This window comes from Candidatus Liberimonas magnetica, assembly GCA_020523885.1.
GTDB classification, from domain to species: Bacteria; Elusimicrobiota; Endomicrobiia; order Endomicrobiales; family JAFGIL01; genus Liberimonas; species Liberimonas magnetica.
Map to the genome: position 1 here is coordinate 267685 of JAJAPY010000002.1, position 20987 is coordinate 288671.

Here is a 20987-nt window from a genome sequence, read left to right on the forward strand (position 1 = left end):
ACTTGAGAATAGCACTGATAAATTCATTGTACCTTATTATAATTTTCTTAACTGCCTGCGGGAGCAAGGAAAGCCCGGAACTCAGGCCTAATCTTCCTAAGATAGCACCGAAACAGCCTGAGGCGGCAGCTTTAAAAAAAGTAGCCCCACCGAGATATGCATATACAGGGTATAAATACAGGGATCCGTTTATAGCTTTAAATGCCAAGGGAGCTATGTTAAAGGGCTTAAATGACGTACCTATACCTAATATTGACTCGTTGTCTTTAAAAGGCATACTGGACGACGGCAAACAAAAGATAGCTATTTTAGTAGGAGGCGGTTATTCTTTCATGCTGATGGACGGCAATCTTTTTGACAGCAGGCGCAGGTTAGTGAACGGAATTACCGGGAGTATAAAAAAGGATTCAGTCGTTATTATAGATGCCATAAAAAAAAGCAAGGAAATAAAGCTTAAGGAAGAAAGTAAGTAAGTTCCGAAGGGATTAACTTATCTGGAGGAAGAAATGAAAAAAATAGCAATAGAATTGGGCATAATAGGATCATTTTTGATGCTTTTTACCGGACTATCCCCTGCACAAGAAGGTTTTAAAACTTTGAATAATATAAGGGTTGACGGAAATTCGGTAATAATCAGCCTTTCAGGCAAGACAAAATACAATGCGTTTAAAATGACGAACCCTCCCAAGCTGATCGTTGAATTTTCAAATACAGAACACAATTTTAAAGAGAAGGACCTTGCTGTTAACAAATCTACTATAAAAAGAATAAGGAGCGGCCAGTTTAAGAATGCTCCGGTCAAGGTTGCCCGTGTAGTGATAGATTTGTCGGCAATGATGGAATTTGAACTGAAGAGTGAAGGTAACGATGTGAAAATATCATTTAATCCGGATACAAAAGCAAGTGAGGTAAAAGAAGATCAAGCTAAAAAAACTCAAGTTGTGCCGGTACTTGCGCAGGCAGCACCGGTACCCTTAAAACCTGCAGCTGTTCCCGGTGTTCAAACACAGCAAAACCAAGCACCTGCACAGACAGCGCAGACTCCCATAACACCTGCAGCTGTTACTCCTTCTCAAACACAACAAAACCAGTCACCCGCTCAGGGATTAAATCAGCAAACTCAAAAAACTCCGGAACAACAAAAAAAACCTGAAGAAACCAAACCTGCGCAGGCAAATCCAGAAACCCCGGTACCTAAGCCAAGTGAAGTAAAAGCCGTACCTGCAACAGCTGTTCCTAAAGAATTCCAAAAAATCCAGAAACAGAAAAATGACAACCAGTCCAAACAAATAAAACAGGTGAGGGCAAAAAGAGAAAAGCAAGCCGGTAAAGTAAATGATCCGGTTAAAGCTTCGGAATCAAAATTAGTCCTTTTGCCGAAAATCCCTGTAACGCTCGATTTTGAGGACGCCGATATAAGGGATGTTTTAAGGGTTTTGTCCATGAAAAGCGGGATAAACATAATATTTTCAGATGATGTAAAGGGCAATGTTACCCTTCACCTTGAGAACGTGCCTTTCGACAAAGCGTTAGAAACCATTCTTTCCTTGAACGGGCTGGTAAGCCAGGAACAGGGCCCGAATATTCTTCGTATTGCAACCCCTCAAAAGATAGCGGAAGAAAGGTCTCAGGCAGTGACTTTTACAAAAATATTCCCTTTGAATTATGCAAAAGCTGAAGACGTAAAAGCTAACCTGGATTCTGTCCGCTCGGCCGAGGGAAGAAGAGGCAACGTTTCGGTTGATGCAAGAACAAACAGCCTGGTCGTAACAGACACTCCCGACGGGCTGGTTTCGGTAGAGAGGCTTATGAGCCAGCTTGATAAAAAGCCGCAGCAGGTTTTAATCGAAGCGAAAATAGTAGAAATAACCTTAACAGATTCTTATGACATGGGTATTCAGTGGCAGTATGCCGGGACCCCGGTAAATAATGACACTACAAGGGTTGATGTAGGACAATCCGCCGCAGCCGCCGGGGCTGCAGGATTTGGCGCAGGTGCTGCCGGCCTTGCTCAAAGAAATGTAAGCGGAATTACAGCTGGCGGGACTGGTGTAAATTTCCCTGCAGCGCCTGCTGCAGGCCAGGCCGGTTCAATTGCTTTTGGGATAGTGGCAAATAATAACTATTTAACCGGTGCGCTCACTGCTTTAGCTCAAAAAGGGCTTTCAAAAACCTTATCAACACCCAGAGTAACTACGATCAATAATCAGGAAGCAAAGATACTTGTGGGCCAGAAAGTGCCGTACACTTCAGCACAGACACAATCTTCCATAGGGCAGACAACCAGCACTGAATTCCTGGATGTCGGAATAAAGCTGACGGTTGTACCTACCGTGAATATCGATAATAAGATAACTCTTTTCGTCCATCCTGAGGTAAGTTTGTTTGTACGGGCTGATCCAGCCGGGCCGGTTCTAGGGACAAGAGAAGCTAAAACAACGGTTTTAGTCGAAAATGGGGAAACTGTAGTTATCGGCGGCCTTATAACCGAAGAAGACCGGAAACTCGGCACTCAAGTACCGCTATTAGGCGACCTGCCTATAATAGGGCATCTGTTCAGGAGAGATTTTAAATCTAAAGACCGGACAGAACTATTGGTTTTCATTACCCCAAAAATACTTGATTAATAATATAGTGGATTCTCAAAGCATTCCTAATAAATGGCTAATATATCTATTCGGTTCTATTTTAGCTGTTTCACCCATCTTAAGATTTAGCTGGGACTACCAAACCCAAACAATTCTTGGATTACTCATAATACTTTCGTTCGTCTACCTGTTGAACAACTATAAATTCTCTTTTGATCTTGTCAGGGATGGTTTGTTTATTTTGTTCTTTGTCGCTACGTTGATACCGTGCCATAAAGTAAAAGAATTGTCTTTATATAGGGATGAACTACTATTTTTGCTGGGTTGTTTTATCTTTTCATTTGTTTTTGGGCATTTGCCTTCGGAGAAAAAAAAAGGTCTTTTAAAAATACCTGTTTTCATAGGCGTCTGGTTCTGTGTTATATTATTGGCCCATTTCTTTAGGGACCCCGAAAAATATGTACTCGGCACAGCTGTCCCATCTGAAATAATCGTTAACCTCAACATTATTGCAGGGTATTTGACCCTTTGTTTCGGATTGTCTTTAATATTCTGGAATGACGAAAATAAAAATTACAGGCTCCTCCCGGTAATAATCTTTATAAGCATTATCCTGTCTAAATCGAGGATAGCGATATTTAGCGCATCGGTCATAGTAGTTGTGTTCTCCTATAGTTTTTACAAGTCCTATTTCAGGCTTGTTAAACTGTTATTGGTCTTAATAATAGTTATATTGAGTTTTTTGACATTCCTTAAAATGCACCAGTACCGTCTTTCGGATAATTTATATTTATCTGACAGACTAATTTGGTGGCATACTGCAATAAATATAATAGCGCAGAATCTTATTGCAGGAGTGGGCTGGGGGGGGTTCGGCAATATATATTTGAATTACAGGGCCTTGCCGGGTTTAAATACCCTGTATGCGCATAATTTGGCCTTACAGCTGTTAGCTGAAACAGGGCTAATAGGGTTTTCGCTGTTTATCGTTCTTTTGTTCAAAGTCTTCAAAAAGTCGACGGAATACGTAAAAGGGCTTGACAATGAATTTTATTTGCCGATTTTATCCGGGATAACAGCGTTCTTGTTTATTAACCTTTTTGACTACAGTTTCTACGTGCATTCAACATTGATGCTGTTCTGGGTTTGTTTTGGAATATTGTATTTCAAAGAAAGCCGGATGACTAAAAGAGAGAAAAGCTTTTTGCCCGTTTCTCTTTTCATGGCGCTCAATTTTATTATAGCCGTTGTTTTTCTCAAACCTTTTGCAGGATATATGTTTTTTAGAAACGGCGTTAATGTTTTTAATGAACAAAAATATGAGCAGGCTGAAGGGAAGCTGTTACTTGCCGTAGAATTAGACCCGGAGGCTTCCAGGTATTATAATGAACTGGCAAAAATATGTTATTTTGAATTTACAAGGAATAAAAACAAAGTCTACCTGAATAATGCAATTGAAGCGGAAAAGCAGGCTATAGAGCATAGCAAAACCAATGCCGCATACTGGTCGGACCTCGGATGGTTATACTGGACAGACAACCAAAATAAATATGCGTCAGATTCAATGCTCAAGGCTATTAAGTATGACAGGTTCAACCCAAAATATCAAAACAATTTAAGGAATTTCCTGAATTTCACAGGCCATGCAAAGTAAAAGAACATTATATGTTTATTTATTTTTATTTTCTATTGTAACCTTATTTTTCCTGCCTGTGTTATGTTCAGGGAAGACTTATTTCCTCCGCGACCTGACTTATATTTTCCATCCCTGGAGAGTATTTGCTGCTGAATCCATTCAGAAAGGTGAAATGCCTTTATGGAATTCTTACTCCTATTGCGGGATGCCGTTTTTGGCTAATTGGCAGTCAGCTCTATTTTATCCGTTCAATATATTGTTTTATTTATTGCCTTTTTATATCGCGCTAAAATTATACTGCTTTATCCATTTTGCAGTTGCAGGTATATTTACATATTTATTTGCTGTAAAAAATAAATTCAGAACATATTCGTCCCTGGGCATGATGATCTTATTTGTATTCAACGGATTTTTGATCACAAAACTTGAGTTTTTAAGCCATATAGGCGTGGATGTGTGGGTGTTCGCATTGTTCTTGTTTGTGCAAAACCCTGTTTTGGCTGCCCTAACTGCGTCGATTAGTTTTATGGCCGGGCATCAGGTATTTATATTTCAAATAGTAATATTCATTTTTTATCTGTTTACGAAAGCTGTTATAATAAAAGATTATAACAAAATCTCCGTGAATTTAATTTATACTCTTATCATAGTTACCGGCATTGTTGCTGTACAGTTAATGCCTCTGGCTGAGCTTACGGCATATTCTAACAGGTTTATATCCGGTATAGGTTCAGATATAGCGATGCTGCATTCGCTTAAGATTGATGATGTGGCCAGGTTCCTTTACCCTAAATATAAAGCAGGCCAGATTCTCCTTGTTACGGGCGAAAAATATCAATGGGACACGACCCTCTATGTAGGACTAATATCTTCCTTGATAGCTTTTTACGGTATTTTTAATAAAAGAAAAGGAGAATTAACAAAAATATTTTCCTTAGTTTTGATTTTATCGGGATTTATATTAGCCTTGGGAAACACGACTTCAATTTATCCTTTCTTGTTTAAAAATGTATTTTTGTTTAAAACTATGAGATACCCGGTGCAGCTTATTTATGCTTCTATAATAGGGCTTACGATTATGTTCGGTTACGGTTTTGACGGTTTGTACAAAACCTTAAATAAATGGGTGCTTTTATCCTTGGTTTTGCTGGTATCTTCGGAACTATTGGTTTACGGATATCATTTTCAGCCTTTGGCAGATAAAACCTATTATTATAAAAAACATGAAATTGTGGCTTTTATTCAAAAAAATATAGGTGCTGCCAGGTTCCTTTTAAGCCCCGGTACTGAAAAGAACAGATATTTTAGAGGGAAAGATGTAGAGGATTCATGGCAGAAATCAAGAGGATACCTCTATAACCTTACTTCTCTTCCTTATCATATAAGTAATGCATACGGTTTTGGAGAACCTTTGACGTTAAAGAGTGTCGAAGAGTTCATAGATAAAGCGTATAAACAAAAAACCCCTCAGGACTTGTTGCCTTTCTTAGATATCTTGGGTGTAAAATATCTGCTATGCAGGGATGAACTTAAAAATCATGAAGGCTATGAACTCAAGTATAACGACACTCTATTTCTTTATCAAAAAATTGCTGAAACCAGATTATACGAATGTGGAACCCCTCAGATAAAAGCCCTTCGACGCACTCAGGATGCTGAGTATAGTATAAACACCGAAAGCTCATTAAATAATGTGACATCCCGCCAAGGCGGGGCGGTTATAAAAATAGTCGAGAATAAACCAGGTAAAATAACTCTGAATTCCACAGCTCCGGCAGAGTCAACAATTGTCTGGAAAGAAGCATTTATGCCCGGCTGGAAAACTTATGTAATCCCTTCCAGAAAGAGTGATGGAATTAAAGAAATAAACCTTTCAGAATGGAATGATTTATTTAGGATGTTTAAAATTCCCTCAGGAGAAAACAGGATTATTCAATATTATCTGCCGTTTTCATACAGAGTCGGAATTTTAATTACTGTTTTTACATTGTTATTGATATTAATTTATGGGGCAATAAAATCTACTTATTGGATTATTAAGTGAATAAAATAATTCCTTATACCATCCTGCTCGCAGTCCTTATTGCGATATTTTTCTCGCCTATTATATTTACAATAAGAGGGATCGCAGGTAATTACGGGGATATTTACCTGCACTACTATCCTTTAAAGCATCTTGTTGCTGAAAACATAATTTCAGGGAAAATACCTCTCTGGAATCCATATATCTTTGCCGGACAGCCGCTTCTTGCCAACCCGCAAAGCGCTGTTTTGTATCCTTTTTCTATAATTTTTTATATGCTTCCGATACATCTGGCTTTTAATTATTTTATAGTTTTGCATTTTTTTCTTGCCGGCATATTTATGTATCTTTTGCTTGCGTATTTAGGGTTTTCAGGCACATCTTCTATAGTTTGTTCCATAACTTATGTTTTTAGCGCTTTTCTTGTTTTTAAAGTCCCTGCAGGCCACCCCGCTGCACTTTCGGGGTATATCTGGTTCCCCAGCATAATTTATTTATTGGAGAGCATAAAAAGATCCGGTTCATACCTGCATATATTTGTTTTATCTTTTGCGATAGCATTCCAATATTTGTCCGGGCATATACAGCCTATTTATACTTCAGTATTGTTTATCTTACTGCATTTTATTTTTAATAGGATCAACTACTGGAAAAGGCTCTTAATGGCTGTACCTGCGGCTGTCATATTAGTCAGTATACAGTTGATACCGTCTTTAGAATTGTCGCAAGTAGCGGAGACTTTGAACTGGCAAAAGCTTGCTTCAAGCTATTCTCTTCCTTTTAAAAACCTCGTTAACCTGGTCTTGCCTGATTTTTATGGGAATATAATCAACGGTAACTATATTTATCAAGCGAACCCCAGTTATTTCTTTGAGCTGCATTCATTATACATAGGAATAATACCTTTTTTATTGGCGGCCGCCGGGTTTTATATCTCTATAAAAAATACAAAATATTTTTGGCCTATAATAGTGATAGCTGGAGGGTTTTTGTCTTTGGGAAATTATAACCCTGCTTACAAATTCATGTACTGGGTAGCCCCGGGCTTGCAGTTCGTACGTGCTCCGGCAAGGTTTTCATACTTATTTATAACGGGTTTTATAATTCTTTTTGCCGCTGCCTGGGACAAATATCTTAAAAAGCAAAAAAATATTTTAAAACTACTTATATTGTTGATAATAATATTTGACCTGTTCAGGTACGGCAACGGGTTCATATATTCACAGGATATCTCAAATAGCCGAAGAAAAAGTGAAATAACTAACTATATTTATCCTATGTACAGGATGGTGACCGAACCAGGTGTTTTACCGGCAGATAAAGCGATGTTATACCATCATTATAATCTAAACGGCTATGAAACGATTTTTCTTCAGGATTTTACACGCTATTTAGGGCTGCAGGAGAAAGAGATCATGAGCCCGACAGGGCTTGCAAGGATGGATTTTAATTCCGTTTTAATGAAGGGATTTTCTGTAAGATATAATGTTTCAACAAAAGACATCAAGAATAGGGACATATTTATGTGTTTTAAAAGCGGGCTAAAACTGTACAGGCAGAATATAGCGATACCCCTTGTCTATTTCCCAAAAACTACAAAACTTGTACGGGAGGAATCAGGCTATGACCAGATAGAGTACTTAAAAAACACAAAACTGCCGCCCGATGAAGAGATCGTGGTTTCCGATATCCCGGATAACTTTCCAAGGTTTACTGAAGGCGCTAAAGTCTTATCCTATAAACAATTTTACAACAAATCGGTAACTGAAGTGTCTTTGAATACACCGGGAACTTTAGTATTCAGCGAGATATCATACCCCGGCTGGAAAGCCTATTACGATAAAAAGAGTACGAGGGTATACAGGGGAAACAAAATATTTAAAACAGTATTCCTGGAAACTGCTGGTAAAACTAAAATATACATGTTATTTAAGCCGGTTTCTTATATTTTAGGTTTATATCTGACATTGATAGCCCTGTTGTTTTTTGTATTATTAGCAATCTATTTTTTACTTGAGCATTCTAGGCATATATTTAATATGCCCTCAAGGATAAGATCAATTGAATAACTCTTTGTGGCATAAAATAATCAGTTTGTCATTTTCCCTGACCCTGCTTCTTACGCTAGAATTTGCAGTGCGTATATTCTTTCCCAGGGAAGAACGCATTGAACAGATATTAAGCATTCTTAATGAGGATACGGCCCTTTTCTGGAGGCAGAAAAACAACCTGAATACGTTATTTCAAGGGGCTCCCATAACTACAAATTCTCTGGGATTTAGGAACGGAGAAATAAAAAAAGAAAAAGAGAAGAACTCTTTTAGGATAATATGCATGGGGGCATCTCCTACATTCGGCTGGGGGGTATTAAAAGATGATACATATCCCTGCAAGCTTGAAAAAAAGTTACAGGGCAGCATGCGCAAATATTCAAAAGTAGAAGTAATAAATGCAGGCGAAATAGGTTACACATCCTATCAGGGGCTTAAATTGTTAAGGGATGAAATAATTCAGCTGGAACCCGATATGATCACAGTCTCTTATGTGCTTAATGACGTAGACAAATACCGTTTTTTTCGTAGTAATGGAAAAAGTGACAATGAATTACTGCCCAAAAACAAACTTCTTGTAAACTGCGGAAATTTACTCAGGAAGAGCAAGTTATACCGCCTCTTGAAGAGAATAATACTTAGTGAAAGTTCTATTAACAGCTTTTACTTAGAAAATCCGGAAATGGTTCCTCTTGACAAAAGAAGGGTGTCCGAAAAAGATTACGCAGAAAACTTGTCACAATTTGTTGACTTTGCCCGCTCTAATTCATTAAAGCTTATATTTATAAAAATGCCTGTTAATCTTCAGTCTTCCAAAAATATTCCGTCGAATAAAGAAGCAGCAGAAGAAGCAGAAGCTTTGGTGAAACATGCTCTTTTAAACAACAAAGGAAAGAACAACAAAGCATCCTTTGCGGAACTGATAAAAGCAGCTGAGATAGACCCATCTTCAGGCAAAGCATTATATTTTCTTAGTCTGTATGCCAGGGGAAATGGCAATAAGTTATTATCTGAAAAATATTTAAAGCTTGCCCGGGAAAAGGAACGTTCCCACTGTGAGTACTTCGGGGGCATTTACAACAGCATTATGGAAAAAATAGCTAAAGAAAAGAACATTCCAATGGTAGATATTGTAGAGGCTTTTAAAAACTATAATAAGAACGACCCATCATATTTATTTCTTGACCCCAAACAAGACACTATTCATCCAAATGCTTTAGGACACAGGATTATAAGTGACGAGATTTTTCGCGCAGTCTTGGAACTAGAAGAAAGACTTGAAACTTTAAATAAAAAATCTTAATATATTTATATGGCAAATATACTTGATTACCAAAAAATCATATCTAAACCTTTTGCAATCCTAATTGGGCTGTTCATTGTTACATTTTTAGGAGTTACAGATTTTCTAACCGGCACTGAGTTGTCTTTTTCTATTTTTTATCTAATTCCAATTACATTAGTTACCATATTAGCAGGTTTTAATTGCACATAAACCAGAAAATAGACGACCAGACTGCTTCCGGGCTTGTCGCAGACACAGGCTTGTTATTGAAAGGATCAGCTAAACTTGACCTGGGTTTTTCTGTTTTAAATGTCGGCAGCGGTATAAAGTTTATAAACGAAGCCGATCCGTTGCCCACGACAATTAAAGCCGGAGTCTGTAATAAACCTACTGAACACATTAAAATAGGTATTGATGCAAGCAAGTCGAACGATGCCGATGCAAATTTTGGAGCAGGGGCAGAGTATTGTATTAAGGCAGGAGAAAAACTGATGTTTCCGATAAGAGCAGGATATAGAACTGGATATGAAACAGAACAGTTATCCGGGCTTGCTGCAGGGGCAGGAGTAATGTACAACAGTGTTATGGGCTTTGATTTTGCCTGGGTACCCATGGGAATACTAGGCGACTCAATGAAATTCGGCCTTTCCTTAAAATTCTAATGCAAAAAGAAGTTTGCAAATCCTTTACCTGCCTATTACTCAAAAGCGCAAAACACATATAATTTCAATCATATTTTATTAATGTTTATATTTATACTGATTTGTACGCAATTTGTTACACAGACTGTTATTTTATTTTTGACAAAAGGCTTAATAATTGATAACATTATTAAAAATATACGGAGGAAATCATAAAAAAATTAAACAAAAAATTCATTGCCGGCTTTCTTGTAGGCGGTATATTCCTGTTCTTAACGTTAAGGCAAATTGATTTTTCAAGCTGCTGGAAATATATATTGCAGGCTAATAAATACTGGATTCTACTAGGGATGTCTATTTATTTTATTGCTTTTCTCTTTAGAGGCTTCAGATGGAAATACCTTTTAATGCCTATAAAGGAATTACCAGGTTTTAGATTAGCTTTTTTGGTTATAATCGGTTTTTTTATGAACAACCTGCTCCCGCTAAGGCTCGGCGAATTTGTAAGGGCAAAAGTAGCCGGCCAAAAACTTTCTATACCTATCGGGAGCACGTTTGCAACGATAGTCCTGGAACGTTTATTTGACGGTTTAACGTATGTTTTTCTTTTCCTGACAATAATTATGTTTCTTCCTTTCCCTGAATGGGCTAAAAAATCAATGTTTTTTGGAGGTTTTTTATTCATCGGAAGCATAGCTTTTCTCTTCTTTTTGGCAACTCACCAGGACCTGGCTGTAAGGTTACTAAATAAAATTCCTATACATTCAAAATGGATAGAGCGATTGGAAAATGTCCTCATAAATTTCATTAAAGGTTTGAGTATTTTTAGCCATCTAAGGCTTATCCTAATAGTATCCTTATTATCCATTTGCGTATGGACGGTTGAGGGGACTGTTTTTCTCACATTTACCAAGGCTTTCGGGCTTAATCTTAATTTATTCCAATGTTTTTTTGTAATGATAATGATAGGTATGGGTGCGATACTTCCGCCCGCTCCAGGATATGTAGGTACTGTTGAATTCTTAGGTGTTACAGCCCTTTCATTTATTGGTGTTGACAAAAATCAGGGTTTTGGCATGATAGTTACCCTTCATTTTGTACAGATCTCTCTGTTAATTTGTTTTGGAATCATCTCTTTGATAAAAGAAAAAATAACCTTCCACGATTTAATCCGCTTTGAAAAAAGTACACAAATTTGATATACTTTTATAAGTTAATCCCTTCGGAACTTGTATAGGGTTTTTAGATTCCTTATAAAAATAATAGGCGTTTATGATATTAACCAAAACACCTCACAGAATATCATTTTTTGGCGGCGGGACAGACTACCCTTCCTGGTACCTAAAACACGGGGGGAAGGTGCTTGGAGTTGCCATAAACAAATATTGTTATTTAAGTGTCAGAGAATTACCTCCTTTTTTTCCGCATAAACACTTCATATCCTATTCCGCAATAGAAACGGTAAGCAAGTTAAATGAAATAAATCACCCTGCCGTAAGAGAAGTCCTGAAATATCTTAATTATCGTCACGGAATATCTATCCACCATGACGGCGATATACCTGCCAGGTCCGGCATGGGCTCGAGCTCCGCATTTACCGTAGGCCTTCTAAAAGCCATGTATGCTTTGCTGGGAAAGGTCATATCTAAGAAGGAGTTGTTTGAAAAAGCGATACATATCGAACAAAACCTGATAAAAGAAAACGTCGGGTCCCAGGACCAGGTCTTTGCCGCAAACGGCGGGTTTAACAAAATCGAGTTCATGCCTAACGGAGAGATCATAACAACCCCTGTCATTATGTCAAAGAAAGGTATTTCTACATTTAAAAGCAAGCTCATGTTATTCTACACAGGATTGTCCAGGAATGCGTCCGAGATCGCAGAAGACCAGATAAAGAATATAAAAAGAAATTCTAAGGAACTTTCACAGATAAAAGAATTAGTAGATGAAGCTTACAAAATAGTCACTTCCGGAAAAGATTCTTTTAAAAGTTTTGGAAGCCTGCTCAATGAGACATGGAAATTAAAGAAATCTCTATCGCACAAGATAAGCAATGATTTCATTGATGACATTTATAAAAAAGCATTGAAAAATGGTGCAATTGGCGGGAAATTGCTCGGCGCAGGCGGGGGCGGATTCATGCTTTTCTACGTAGAACCTGATGACCAGAACAGGCTGAAAAGAGCATTGAATAATTATCTTAATATACCTTTTGATTTTGATTTCGTAGGTTCGGATATTATATTTTATAAACAGTTTTAAGACATCCTAACTAAGAATCAGGATGTCTTGATTACAGATTAAAAGAGATTACACAGATAAGACAAATATTAAACCAGGAGCTATATTATGAGCTATAAAATACTCGTGACCGGCGGAGCAGGTTATCTTGGTTCTGTTCTTGTGCCTTATTTGCTTAATAAAGGGCATAAAGTTACGGTAGTTGATAATTTTTTATACGCTCAAAGTACTCTTGTCGAGAACTGTTACCTTGAAAATTTCAGTGTTGTAAGAGGCGATGTCAGAGATGAAGCCACAATGAAACGGTTGTTGAAAGATAAGGATGTTATAATACCTTTAGCCGCGATAGTAGGCGCTCCTGCATGCAACATGGATAAGGTAGCCGCACGGTCAATTAACACTGAAGCGATACGGTTCATTTCGGAAAATATAAGCAAAGAACAGAGAATAATAATGCCTATAACGAACAGCGGGTACGGGATCGGGCAGAAAGATAAGTATTGTACTGAAGAAACCCCGCTAAACCCTATATCGTTTTATGGAATTACTAAAGTAGATGCTGAAAAGGCTATCCTTGAAAGAGAAAATTCTATAAGTTACAGGCTTGCAACGGTGTTTGGGATGTCGCCTAGAATGAGGATAGACCTTTTAGTAAATGATTTTGTTTACAGGGCGGTGAACGACCGTTTTGTCGTTATTTTTGAAGGGCATTTCAAGCGGAACTACATACATATCCGCGACATAGCAAAGGTTTTTATGCACGGCATAGATAATTTTGAAAAGATGAAAGGCCAGGCATATAACGTCGGTTTGTCGGATGCAAATATTTCGAAGCTTGAATTATGCGCAAAGATCAAAAAATACATACCCGATTTTGTATACCTTGAATCGCCTATCGGTGAAGATACTGATAAGCGCGATTACGTAGTCTCCAACGAAAAGATAGAAAAGACCGGGTTTAGACCGGATTTTTCGCTTGATATGGGGATAAAAGAACTTATGAAAGGTTTTGTTATATTGAAAAACAGCAGATATGGGAATATATAAAAAATCAAAAATATACGTAGCAGGCCACCGGGGATTGTTGGGGTCTGCTTTAATGAAAAGGCTGAACTTAGAAGGGTATAAAAATATAATAACCAGATCTCATAAGGAACTTGACCTGACAAAGGCGGAAGCAGTTCGTAGATTTATCGGCAAAGAACGTCCCGAAATAATATTCTTGGCCGCAGGGCTTACCGGCGGCATATTAGCAAACAAAACACATCCTGCCACATTTTATCAGGTAAATATATCCATTCAAAATAACGTATTTCAGGCTGTTAATGAATATAAGGTAAAACATCTCGTATTTTACGGCTCTTCATGTATGTATCCCAGTAAATATAAAAAGCCTTTGAAAGAAGAGTATCTCTTGACCGGCAAAATAGAAGAAACCAATGAAGCCTATGCAGTAGCTAAGATCGCCGGAGTTCTCGCCTGTAAAGCCTATAATCAAGAATATAAAACAAACAGGTTTATTGCCCTGGTACCGAATTCGTTATACGGGCCTAACGATGATTTTAGTTACGGCTGTTCTCATGTAGTTGCTGCGTTAATAAGAAAAATACATGAGGCAAAAATAAAGAATAAGAATAAGATCGTACTTTGGGGCAGCGGTAAACCGAGGCGGGAGTTTGTTTTTGTTGATGATATAGCCCTTGCATCGGTATTTGCTCTAAATAACGCCGGTAGGCTTGAAAATACACATTACAATATCGGAACCGGCCACGATTACACGATAAAAAAATATGCGGAAATGATCGCTGATATCGTGGGGTATAAAGGCAGTATAAAATGGGACAGAACAAAACCCGGCGGCACTGCAAGGAAACTGCTGGACAGCGGTAAATTCAGGGCATTGGGATGGGAACCTAAGGTCGGCATAAAAGAAGGATTGATAAGGACCTACGAGTGGTTCAGGGAAAATTACGGTTCAATAGGAAAGGGTATTTAAGTGAGATCAGCGGATATCGGCGTTATTAAAGGCCTATCGAAAAAAATTGATAAAGCGGTTTTGCTTGAAATATTTAAAAGGATATGCAAAATAAAATATTTTGAGCAGGGAGTGATAGATGCCGGCAAGGACAGTTTCCTTACTTACCAGGTGTATCTTTCATCCGGACAGGAATCCATACCTGCAGCGGTTTCAATGGCTATCCCTGAGTTCATGATATTTGCGCAGCACAGGTGCCATGGCACTTATCTTGCCTGGGGAGGGTATCCGGAAAAACTCAGGGACGAACTTTTAGGCCTACCTACGGGCGTAAGCGGGGGCAAGGCAGGGTCAAATTGCCTTCAATGTTTTGATAACGGCATAAAGATGTTCGGCCATCACGGCTTGATCGGCGAAAACGTGCCTCTTGGCGTAGGCGCGGCTCTTGGCAGCGGAAAACCAGTAGTTTGTTTTTTCGGCGACGGAGCTGCAGAAGAAGATTATGTTTTTTCTGCCATGGGGTTTGCGGTAACACATAAACTCCCGGTGTTGTTTATCTGTGAAGACAATAACTTATCTATACTTACCAAAGTAAAAGAAAGGCGTTCCTGGAGCGTAGCAAAAGTAGCCGGCGCCCTTGGCATGCCGGCCTTCGAGTTCTCGGATGACCCCTGGACTATATATTCAAAAACCAGAGAGCTTAAAACTTCTCTGCCTGCTTATCTAAATATCTTTACATGCAGGCAGTACTGGCATGTAGGCTGCGGAGTAGACGGCCCGCCGGAATGGGACAGGTTTTCCATAGTTAAGGATGAACTTTCTAAACTCGGCTATAAAAAAGAAATTGAAGAGACAGAAAATAACATGAAAAAAGCTATGGGGCGAGTATGGGATCAAAAACAGTTGCAGAAACTATTAAAGAAATAACACGAAAACACCTGGTAGAAAATAACGGCATTTTGCTCGGAGAATCCATCTGCGCGGTAGGCTGGGTCAACAACACCGTCCCTAACGTTAAAGGTGTAGTTGAACTGCCCATGACGGATGTTGCCGGCTCAGGGATCGCCGTGGGTATTTCGCTTGTGGGAAGGCGGCCGATATTTGTCATACGGTTCCAGGATTTTTTGATACTTAACGGAAGCTCTCTTATTTTTTATGCGGCGAAAATAAAAGAACTCCATAAAGCCTCAGCTCCGGTTTTTGTGCGGGCCATAGCCTCGGATTGCCTCGGGCCTGTTCATTCCGGTGTTTTGCACAGCATCTTCATGCATTTCCCGGGATTCCGGGTTTGTTCTCCTATGACGCCAAAAGAATACAGAGCTATATGGAAAGATTATATGGCTCATGACGAACCTTTCATGTGCAGCGAGCACAGGGCGAGCTACGCTAATACCGAAGAGCTTGATGATATTATTTATAAAAATGCGGATATAACTATTTATCCTGTCTCTTCATGCAGGTTTGAAGCTGTAAAAGCGTCAAAGAGGCTCCATGAAGACGGTATAAAATGCAATGTTGTGCACCTCGTCTGGCTAAAACCTTTTGTTATAGATAAACGCATACTCGGGCCCTTAAAACAGACACGGAAAGCGCTTGTTGTTGACCCTGGCCATGAAATCGCCGGCGCCTCAAGGTCAATAGCCTACGAATTATCTTTAGCAGGCGGGTATGCAGTAAACGCCCTGGGGCTTTTAGACAAAACAAAATGCCTGTGCCCTCCCCTGCAGAACAAGTCCCCGGATGCGGATAAAATATGTAAGAGAGTAAAAGAAATACTAAAACAGTGAAAAACAATAGAATAAATGAAGTTTATAAAAACAAATGGTTTTCTATAGAAGCAGTCCGTCTAAAGTATGATGACGGCCCTTATTAAGGTTATTTATAGACATCCTATATGACAAGGACGTCTTGATTCCACAGATTGAAAGAGATTACAAAGATAAAAACAAACAAATCTATTCAGGTATAAAGAATAGTATCCCGGGAGGAAACTCATGAAAAGAGCGGTAATAATAACTGGCCCGAATTTTCAGGATGAGGAGTTCATTTATCCTTACTATCGTCTTCAGGAAGCAGGATTCAAAGTCGATGTGGCCATAAAAGACAAGGCTGTTACAAAAGGCAAGTACGGCCTGCCGGTAAAACCTACCATGGACGTCACGGAACTTAAGGAGAAAGATTTTGACCTTGTGGTTTTGCCCGGAGGGCACGAAGCTCCGGACAGGGTCCGCCAGATAAAAGAAGTGCTTGATTTTGTAAAAGCCATGCACGATAAAGGGAAAGTCGTTTCAACTATATGCCACGGCCCCTGGATACTAATATCAGCGGGCATAGTAAAAGGAAGGAAGATAACCGGATACGTGGGTATAAAAGATGATATTATAAATGCGGGGGCGCAGTATGTAGATTTACCGGTAGTAGTTGACGGGAACATAGTTTCAAGCCCGCACTATAAGTATAACGGCGAGTGGATGAGAGAAACATTAAAAAAATTCGGCCTATGAATCTGCGTAATCGGTTTTGTTAATCTGTGTAATCAAAAATTCCGAAGGGACATTTTATGGAAAAGAAATCTAAGATATATGTTGCCGGGCATAACGGGATGCTGGGGTCTGCGATCTTGGGGAAACTTTATTCTGAAGGGTACAGGAATATCCTGGTGCGTACGCACTCTCAACTTGACCTTTCGGATCAATCCCAGGTAAAGCTCTTTTTTGAAAAAGAAAAACCGGAGTACGTGTTTTTTGCCGCGGCAAAAGTCGGTGGGATATTTGCGAATAATACGTACAGGGCTGATTTTATCTACGAAAACACGATGATGCAGTGCAATGTACTGCATCAGGCATTTTTAAATGAAGTAAAAAAGCTGATATTTTATTCCTGTGCCGATATATATCCGAAAAACTGCCCCCAGCCTGCAAAAGAAGAATATCTGCTGACCGGCCCTGTTGAGTCTACTTGTGAACCTTTCGCTGTATCGAAGATATCAGGAGTAAAAATCTGCGAATCTTATAACAGGCAGTACGGGACCCAGTTCCTGGTCGTTGTACCTCCGAATATATACGGGCCGAACGAAAATTACGATATCATGAATTCCCAGGTTCTCCCTTCACTGCTCAGGAATTTTCACGAGGCAAAGGTCTCAAATCAGGACAAAGTGATAATCTGGGGTACGGGGCGACCTGTAAGGGATTTTATTTTTGTAAATGATGTAGTAGATGCTTCTCTCTATTTAATGAACAATAAAACCGGGGACTTTCTATACAACGTCGGAACAGGAAAGGGGTCTTCCATTAAAGAGCTGGCAAAGGTTATCAAGAAAGCCGTAGGTTTTACAGGTGACATAGTTTATGATACAGCAAAACCTGACGGCGTCGCAAAAAAACTTCTAGATAGTTCAAGGATAAATAAATTAGGCTGGGAATGCCGCACAGAGCTTTCCAGAGGAGTTGAGCTTACTTACGGTTCATTTTTAGAGCAGGTTAAGAAAAAGGAAATAAGGACTACCGGCGTTTCACGGGTCAAAAGCTGCCAAAAAGACAAAAAAGTTATAAATGCACGTTCAAAGAAAAGTACAGCTTCGTTAACCCAGCCCGATTCATACTCAAATAAAGTGGTCTTAAAACCCTGGGGCTATGAATTTCTCGTTTTTGAAAACGAGTCTATAGCGGTTTGGTTCCTGCATCTAGGCCAGGACCATTCTACCTCGATGCATTGTCATCGAAACAAAAAAACCTCGCTGGTCCTTCTTTCCGGAAAAGCCATGAATAATACATTGGACCACAGGAGGTATTTGAAAGGCGGGGATGCTGTAATTCTTGAAAAAGGGGTATTCCATTCCACCAAAGCGTTGTCGAAAGAAGGGATAGACCTCCTTGAAATAGAATCGCCTCCTATCAAAACAGACCTCCTAAGGCTGCAGGACAAGTACGGCAGGGAGTACTACGGCTACGAAGGTATAGGGGAAATGGAAACAATAAATATAAACGGGTATAACTATTTCAATTTCACGGAATTAGAAAAGCATGTATCCTGCCCGGTAGAAACAGACAGCTATACCATAATCTTCGAGGTCTTTACAAATAACAGAGAATTTAAAAAGGGTTTTAAAACCAAAAGCGGCGAGATATGTGTTTCTTTAAGAGGCAGTATCTATGACGGCAAAGGCAATGTGGTTTTGAGTTTAGGCGACGCACAAAAGTCTGAAACATTTATTAACGACGTTTTAAGCATTAAAGAAAAATTGGTTCTCTTAAGGATAAAGTCCCAGGTATAGATTTATGAAAAGTAGGGTTTATAAGATTGAGAATATAGCTGTCATTATGAACGGCCTGGATAATATAGCCGTAGCAAAGGCTTTCATAAATAAAGGCGTTTTGATCCAGTGGTCAAATAATATAATTAAAATAAAATCTAACATACCGGCCGGGCATAGGTTTGCTTTGCATAATATTAAAAAGGGCTGGAAGGTTATCCAATACGGCAGCCCTTTTGGCATATCAAAAGGTATTTTTTCAGGGCAGCTAGTCCATGATAAATTGATCAGGGAGTTTAGGCATACACAGCGCCAGCTGGAGTTATTGGCCAGGAATAATAGGGTATTTGCAAAAATTGACAAGCCCGGTCATATTCCGGACAAATACTTTTATGGGATCAGGCGGAAAGGCGGCAGCATAGGAACCAGAAACTATTATATCTTGGTCCCCACTTCCTTATGTTCAAGCGACATGGCCCGGCGCATAGCTCTTTCGTTTGACGTTGACCCTGTAATCAAGAAAAAATATAAAAATATTGACGGGATCGTAGCAGCCGGCCATACTGAAGGCTGTGGATGTAATGACGGTGATATCATAGACCGGTTAGTCCTTACTTTGAAAAACACTATTTCTCATCCGAATGTCGGCGGTGCATTGATCATTGACCTCGGATGCGAAAAAACAAATAAAAGTTATATTTCAAAGTTTTTCGATGGTTTGTCAAAAACTGGAAAACCGGTTGATTATTTATCGATCATCGAATCAGGAGGTGATCAAGCAGCTTATAAAAAGGGGAAAGTTATAGTTTTGAAAAGGCTTAAATCTGTAAATAATATAAAAAGAGAAAAGTTCCCGTTAGAAAAACTGATAATAGGGACTGAATGCGGCGCTTCCGATACATTCTCAGGAATTACCGCAAACCCGCTGATAGGCGCAACCGTAGACATGGTCATTGGTTCAGGCGGCTCTGCTATACTTTCAGAGATGCCTGAAATGATAGGTGCAGAAGATATCCTTATAAAAAGAATGGTTTCAAAAGAAGTAATAGAAAAATATTTTAACGGCTTGAAATATTATACAGGCTTGGCCAAGAAATTAGATATTTCTATGAACGGAAACTTTGTACCCGGAAACAAAAAAGGCGGTTTGGTAAACCTGACCCTTAAAAGCCTCGGTGCTATACAGAAAGGAGGGCATTCGCCCATAGTTGATTTTGTAGATTATGCCCAGAAAATAAGTAAGAAGGGGCTGACTATTATGAACGGCCCGGGCAATGATCTTGAATCAATGACAGGGCTGACGGCTTCAGGGGCTAATGTCATATTGTTTTCTACAGGCATGGGAACACCTGAAGGAAGTTTAATAGTCCCAGTAATAAAGATACCTTCGACAACAAAAGTATTTAAGTCCCTTAAGGACGATATGGATTTCGATTCAGGTGTTCTTATCAAAGATATGAGTTTATTGAATAAGCTCGGTGAAAAACTTCTGGCTATGGTAATAAAGGTTGCTTCGGGAGAAAAAACACGGTCTGAAATCCATAATAAAAGGTCTTTCCAGATATGGACAGCAGGCAAGTTGTCTTTATGAACAAATATAGAGCTGTCTTGTTTGACTTTGACGGTGTTATAGCCAGGACCATGGAAGATAATTATAGAGCGTGGAAGGTTGCTCTTAAGGGACATAAGGTGTGCTTTTCCAAAAAGGAATATTTTCTCCTTGAAGGCATGAACGTTAAAAATGTAGCACGGAAATTGCTTGGGAAAAAGAATAATAGATCCGGGTTGGTCGATAAAATATGCAAAGCTAAAGATGATTATTATTTAAACAATAATTCGTTCTCATTGTACAGCGGAGTCAAAACTCTAATATCGCGTCTAAGGAAGAAAGGCTATAAATTGGGGCTGGTCACAGGAGCAAGCAAGGTTCGCCTCGTAAAATCCGCCGGTGCAGATTTTCTTAAACGCTTTGAAGCAGTGATTACCGGAGATATGGTAAGAAAACCTAAACCGGACCCCCTGCCGTATCTTTTAGCTGCAAAAGCAATGTCGGTAAACCCTGCCCAATGCCTGGTGGTAGAGAATGCCCCTTTGGGCATTGAATCGGCAAAAAATGCAGGGATGTTCTGTGTAGCCGTGGCTTCGACTTTAAACAAGAAATATCTAAAGAAGGCGGATATTGTGATAGACAGAATACAAATGCTTGAAGGCCTACTATGAAGCAGTTTTGTATTTCTCAGTCTCCGCTATGTTCTTATGATGCCTCACTTTGCGGTAAGACCGCGAGGTATC

16 protein-coding genes and 1 pseudogene are annotated in these 20987 nt (G+C 39.2%); all 17 read left to right on the top strand.

Annotated features, from left to right (window positions below; all coding sequences use genetic code 11):
- Positions 1 to 2: 2 nt before the first annotated feature.
- The 17 genes and pseudogenes from LHV68_02635 (at position 3) to LHV68_02715 (ending at position 20915) form a co-directional block, all read left to right on the top strand.
- A complete protein-coding gene (locus LHV68_02635) occupies positions 3 to 473 on the top strand; it encodes a hypothetical protein (GenBank protein ID MCB4790762.1) in 471 nt (156 codons plus the stop codon).
- A gap of 33 nt (positions 474 to 506) precedes the next feature.
- The gene (pilQ, locus tag LHV68_02640) at positions 507 to 2627 is read left to right on the top strand and encodes a type IV pilus secretin PilQ (protein MCB4790763.1); all 2121 of its coding nucleotides are present in this window, start codon (positions 507 to 509) and stop codon (positions 2625 to 2627) included.
- A 7-nt stretch (positions 2628 to 2634) separates the two neighbouring features.
- Positions 2635 to 4242: an O-antigen ligase family protein gene (locus LHV68_02645; protein MCB4790764.1), complete on the top strand. Its 1608-nt coding sequence runs from the start codon at positions 2635 to 2637 to the stop codon at positions 4240 to 4242.
- A 154-nt stretch (positions 4243 to 4396) separates the two neighbouring features.
- Positions 4397 to 6268, top strand: a complete 1872-nt coding sequence (locus LHV68_02650) for a hypothetical protein (protein ID MCB4790765.1) — start codon at positions 4397 to 4399, stop codon at positions 6266 to 6268.
- Positions 6265 to 8316, top strand: a complete 2052-nt coding sequence (locus LHV68_02655) for a YfhO family protein (GenBank protein ID MCB4790766.1) — start codon at positions 6265 to 6267, stop codon at positions 8314 to 8316. Before LHV68_02650 ends, LHV68_02655 begins: the two co-directional genes overlap by 4 nt.
- Complete coding sequence (locus LHV68_02660; GenBank protein ID MCB4790767.1) at positions 8309 to 9601, top strand: SGNH/GDSL hydrolase family protein; 1293 nt, start codon at positions 8309 to 8311, stop codon at positions 9599 to 9601. The genes LHV68_02655 and LHV68_02660 overlap by 8 nt, the downstream gene beginning before the upstream one ends.
- Before the next feature lie 182 nt (positions 9602 to 9783).
- On the top strand, positions 9784 to 10245 hold the full coding sequence (locus LHV68_02665) for a hypothetical protein (protein MCB4790768.1): 462 nt from the start codon (positions 9784 to 9786) through the stop codon (positions 10243 to 10245).
- Between the two features lie 215 nt (positions 10246 to 10460).
- Positions 10461 to 11423: a flippase-like domain-containing protein gene (locus tag LHV68_02670; GenBank protein MCB4790769.1), complete on the top strand. Its 963-nt coding sequence runs from the start codon at positions 10461 to 10463 to the stop codon at positions 11421 to 11423.
- A gap of 73 nt (positions 11424 to 11496) precedes the next feature.
- Positions 11497 to 12486 (top strand): kinase, encoded by a 990-nt coding sequence (locus tag LHV68_02675; GenBank protein MCB4790770.1) that lies wholly within the window; start codon positions 11497 to 11499, stop codon positions 12484 to 12486.
- A gap of 87 nt (positions 12487 to 12573) precedes the next feature.
- A complete protein-coding gene (locus tag LHV68_02680; protein ID MCB4790771.1) occupies positions 12574 to 13512 on the top strand; it encodes an NAD-dependent epimerase/dehydratase in 939 nt (312 codons plus the stop codon).
- Positions 13505 to 14461, top strand: coding sequence for a GDP-L-fucose synthase (locus LHV68_02685; protein MCB4790772.1), 957 nt, complete (start codon positions 13505 to 13507; stop codon positions 14459 to 14461). Before LHV68_02680 ends, LHV68_02685 begins: the two co-directional genes overlap by 8 nt.
- Complete coding sequence (locus tag LHV68_02690) at positions 14462 to 15367, top strand: thiamine pyrophosphate-dependent enzyme (protein MCB4790773.1); 906 nt, start codon at positions 14462 to 14464, stop codon at positions 15365 to 15367.
- The gene (locus LHV68_02695) at positions 15328 to 16227 is read left to right on the top strand and encodes a hypothetical protein (protein MCB4790774.1); all 900 of its coding nucleotides are present in this window, start codon (positions 15328 to 15330) and stop codon (positions 16225 to 16227) included. Before LHV68_02690 ends, LHV68_02695 begins: the two co-directional genes overlap by 40 nt.
- Positions 16228 to 16434: 207 nt before the next feature.
- The gene (locus tag LHV68_02700; protein ID MCB4790775.1) at positions 16435 to 16944 is read left to right on the top strand and encodes a type 1 glutamine amidotransferase; all 510 of its coding nucleotides are present in this window, start codon (positions 16435 to 16437) and stop codon (positions 16942 to 16944) included.
- Positions 16945 to 17000: 56 nt separating this feature from the next.
- A pseudogene (locus tag LHV68_02705) lies at positions 17001 to 17918 on the top strand (GDP-L-fucose synthase).
- Between the two features lie 802 nt (positions 17919 to 18720).
- Positions 18721 to 20286 carry a UxaA family hydrolase gene (locus LHV68_02710; GenBank protein MCB4790776.1) on the top strand — a complete coding sequence of 522 codons (1566 nt, stop codon included), beginning with the start codon at positions 18721 to 18723 and terminating at the stop codon, positions 20284 to 20286.
- Positions 20283 to 20915 carry an HAD family phosphatase gene (locus LHV68_02715; GenBank protein ID MCB4790777.1) on the top strand — a complete coding sequence of 211 codons (633 nt, stop codon included), beginning with the start codon at positions 20283 to 20285 and terminating at the stop codon, positions 20913 to 20915. The genes LHV68_02710 and LHV68_02715 overlap by 4 nt, the downstream gene beginning before the upstream one ends.
- Positions 20916 to 20987: the final 72 nt, after the last annotated feature.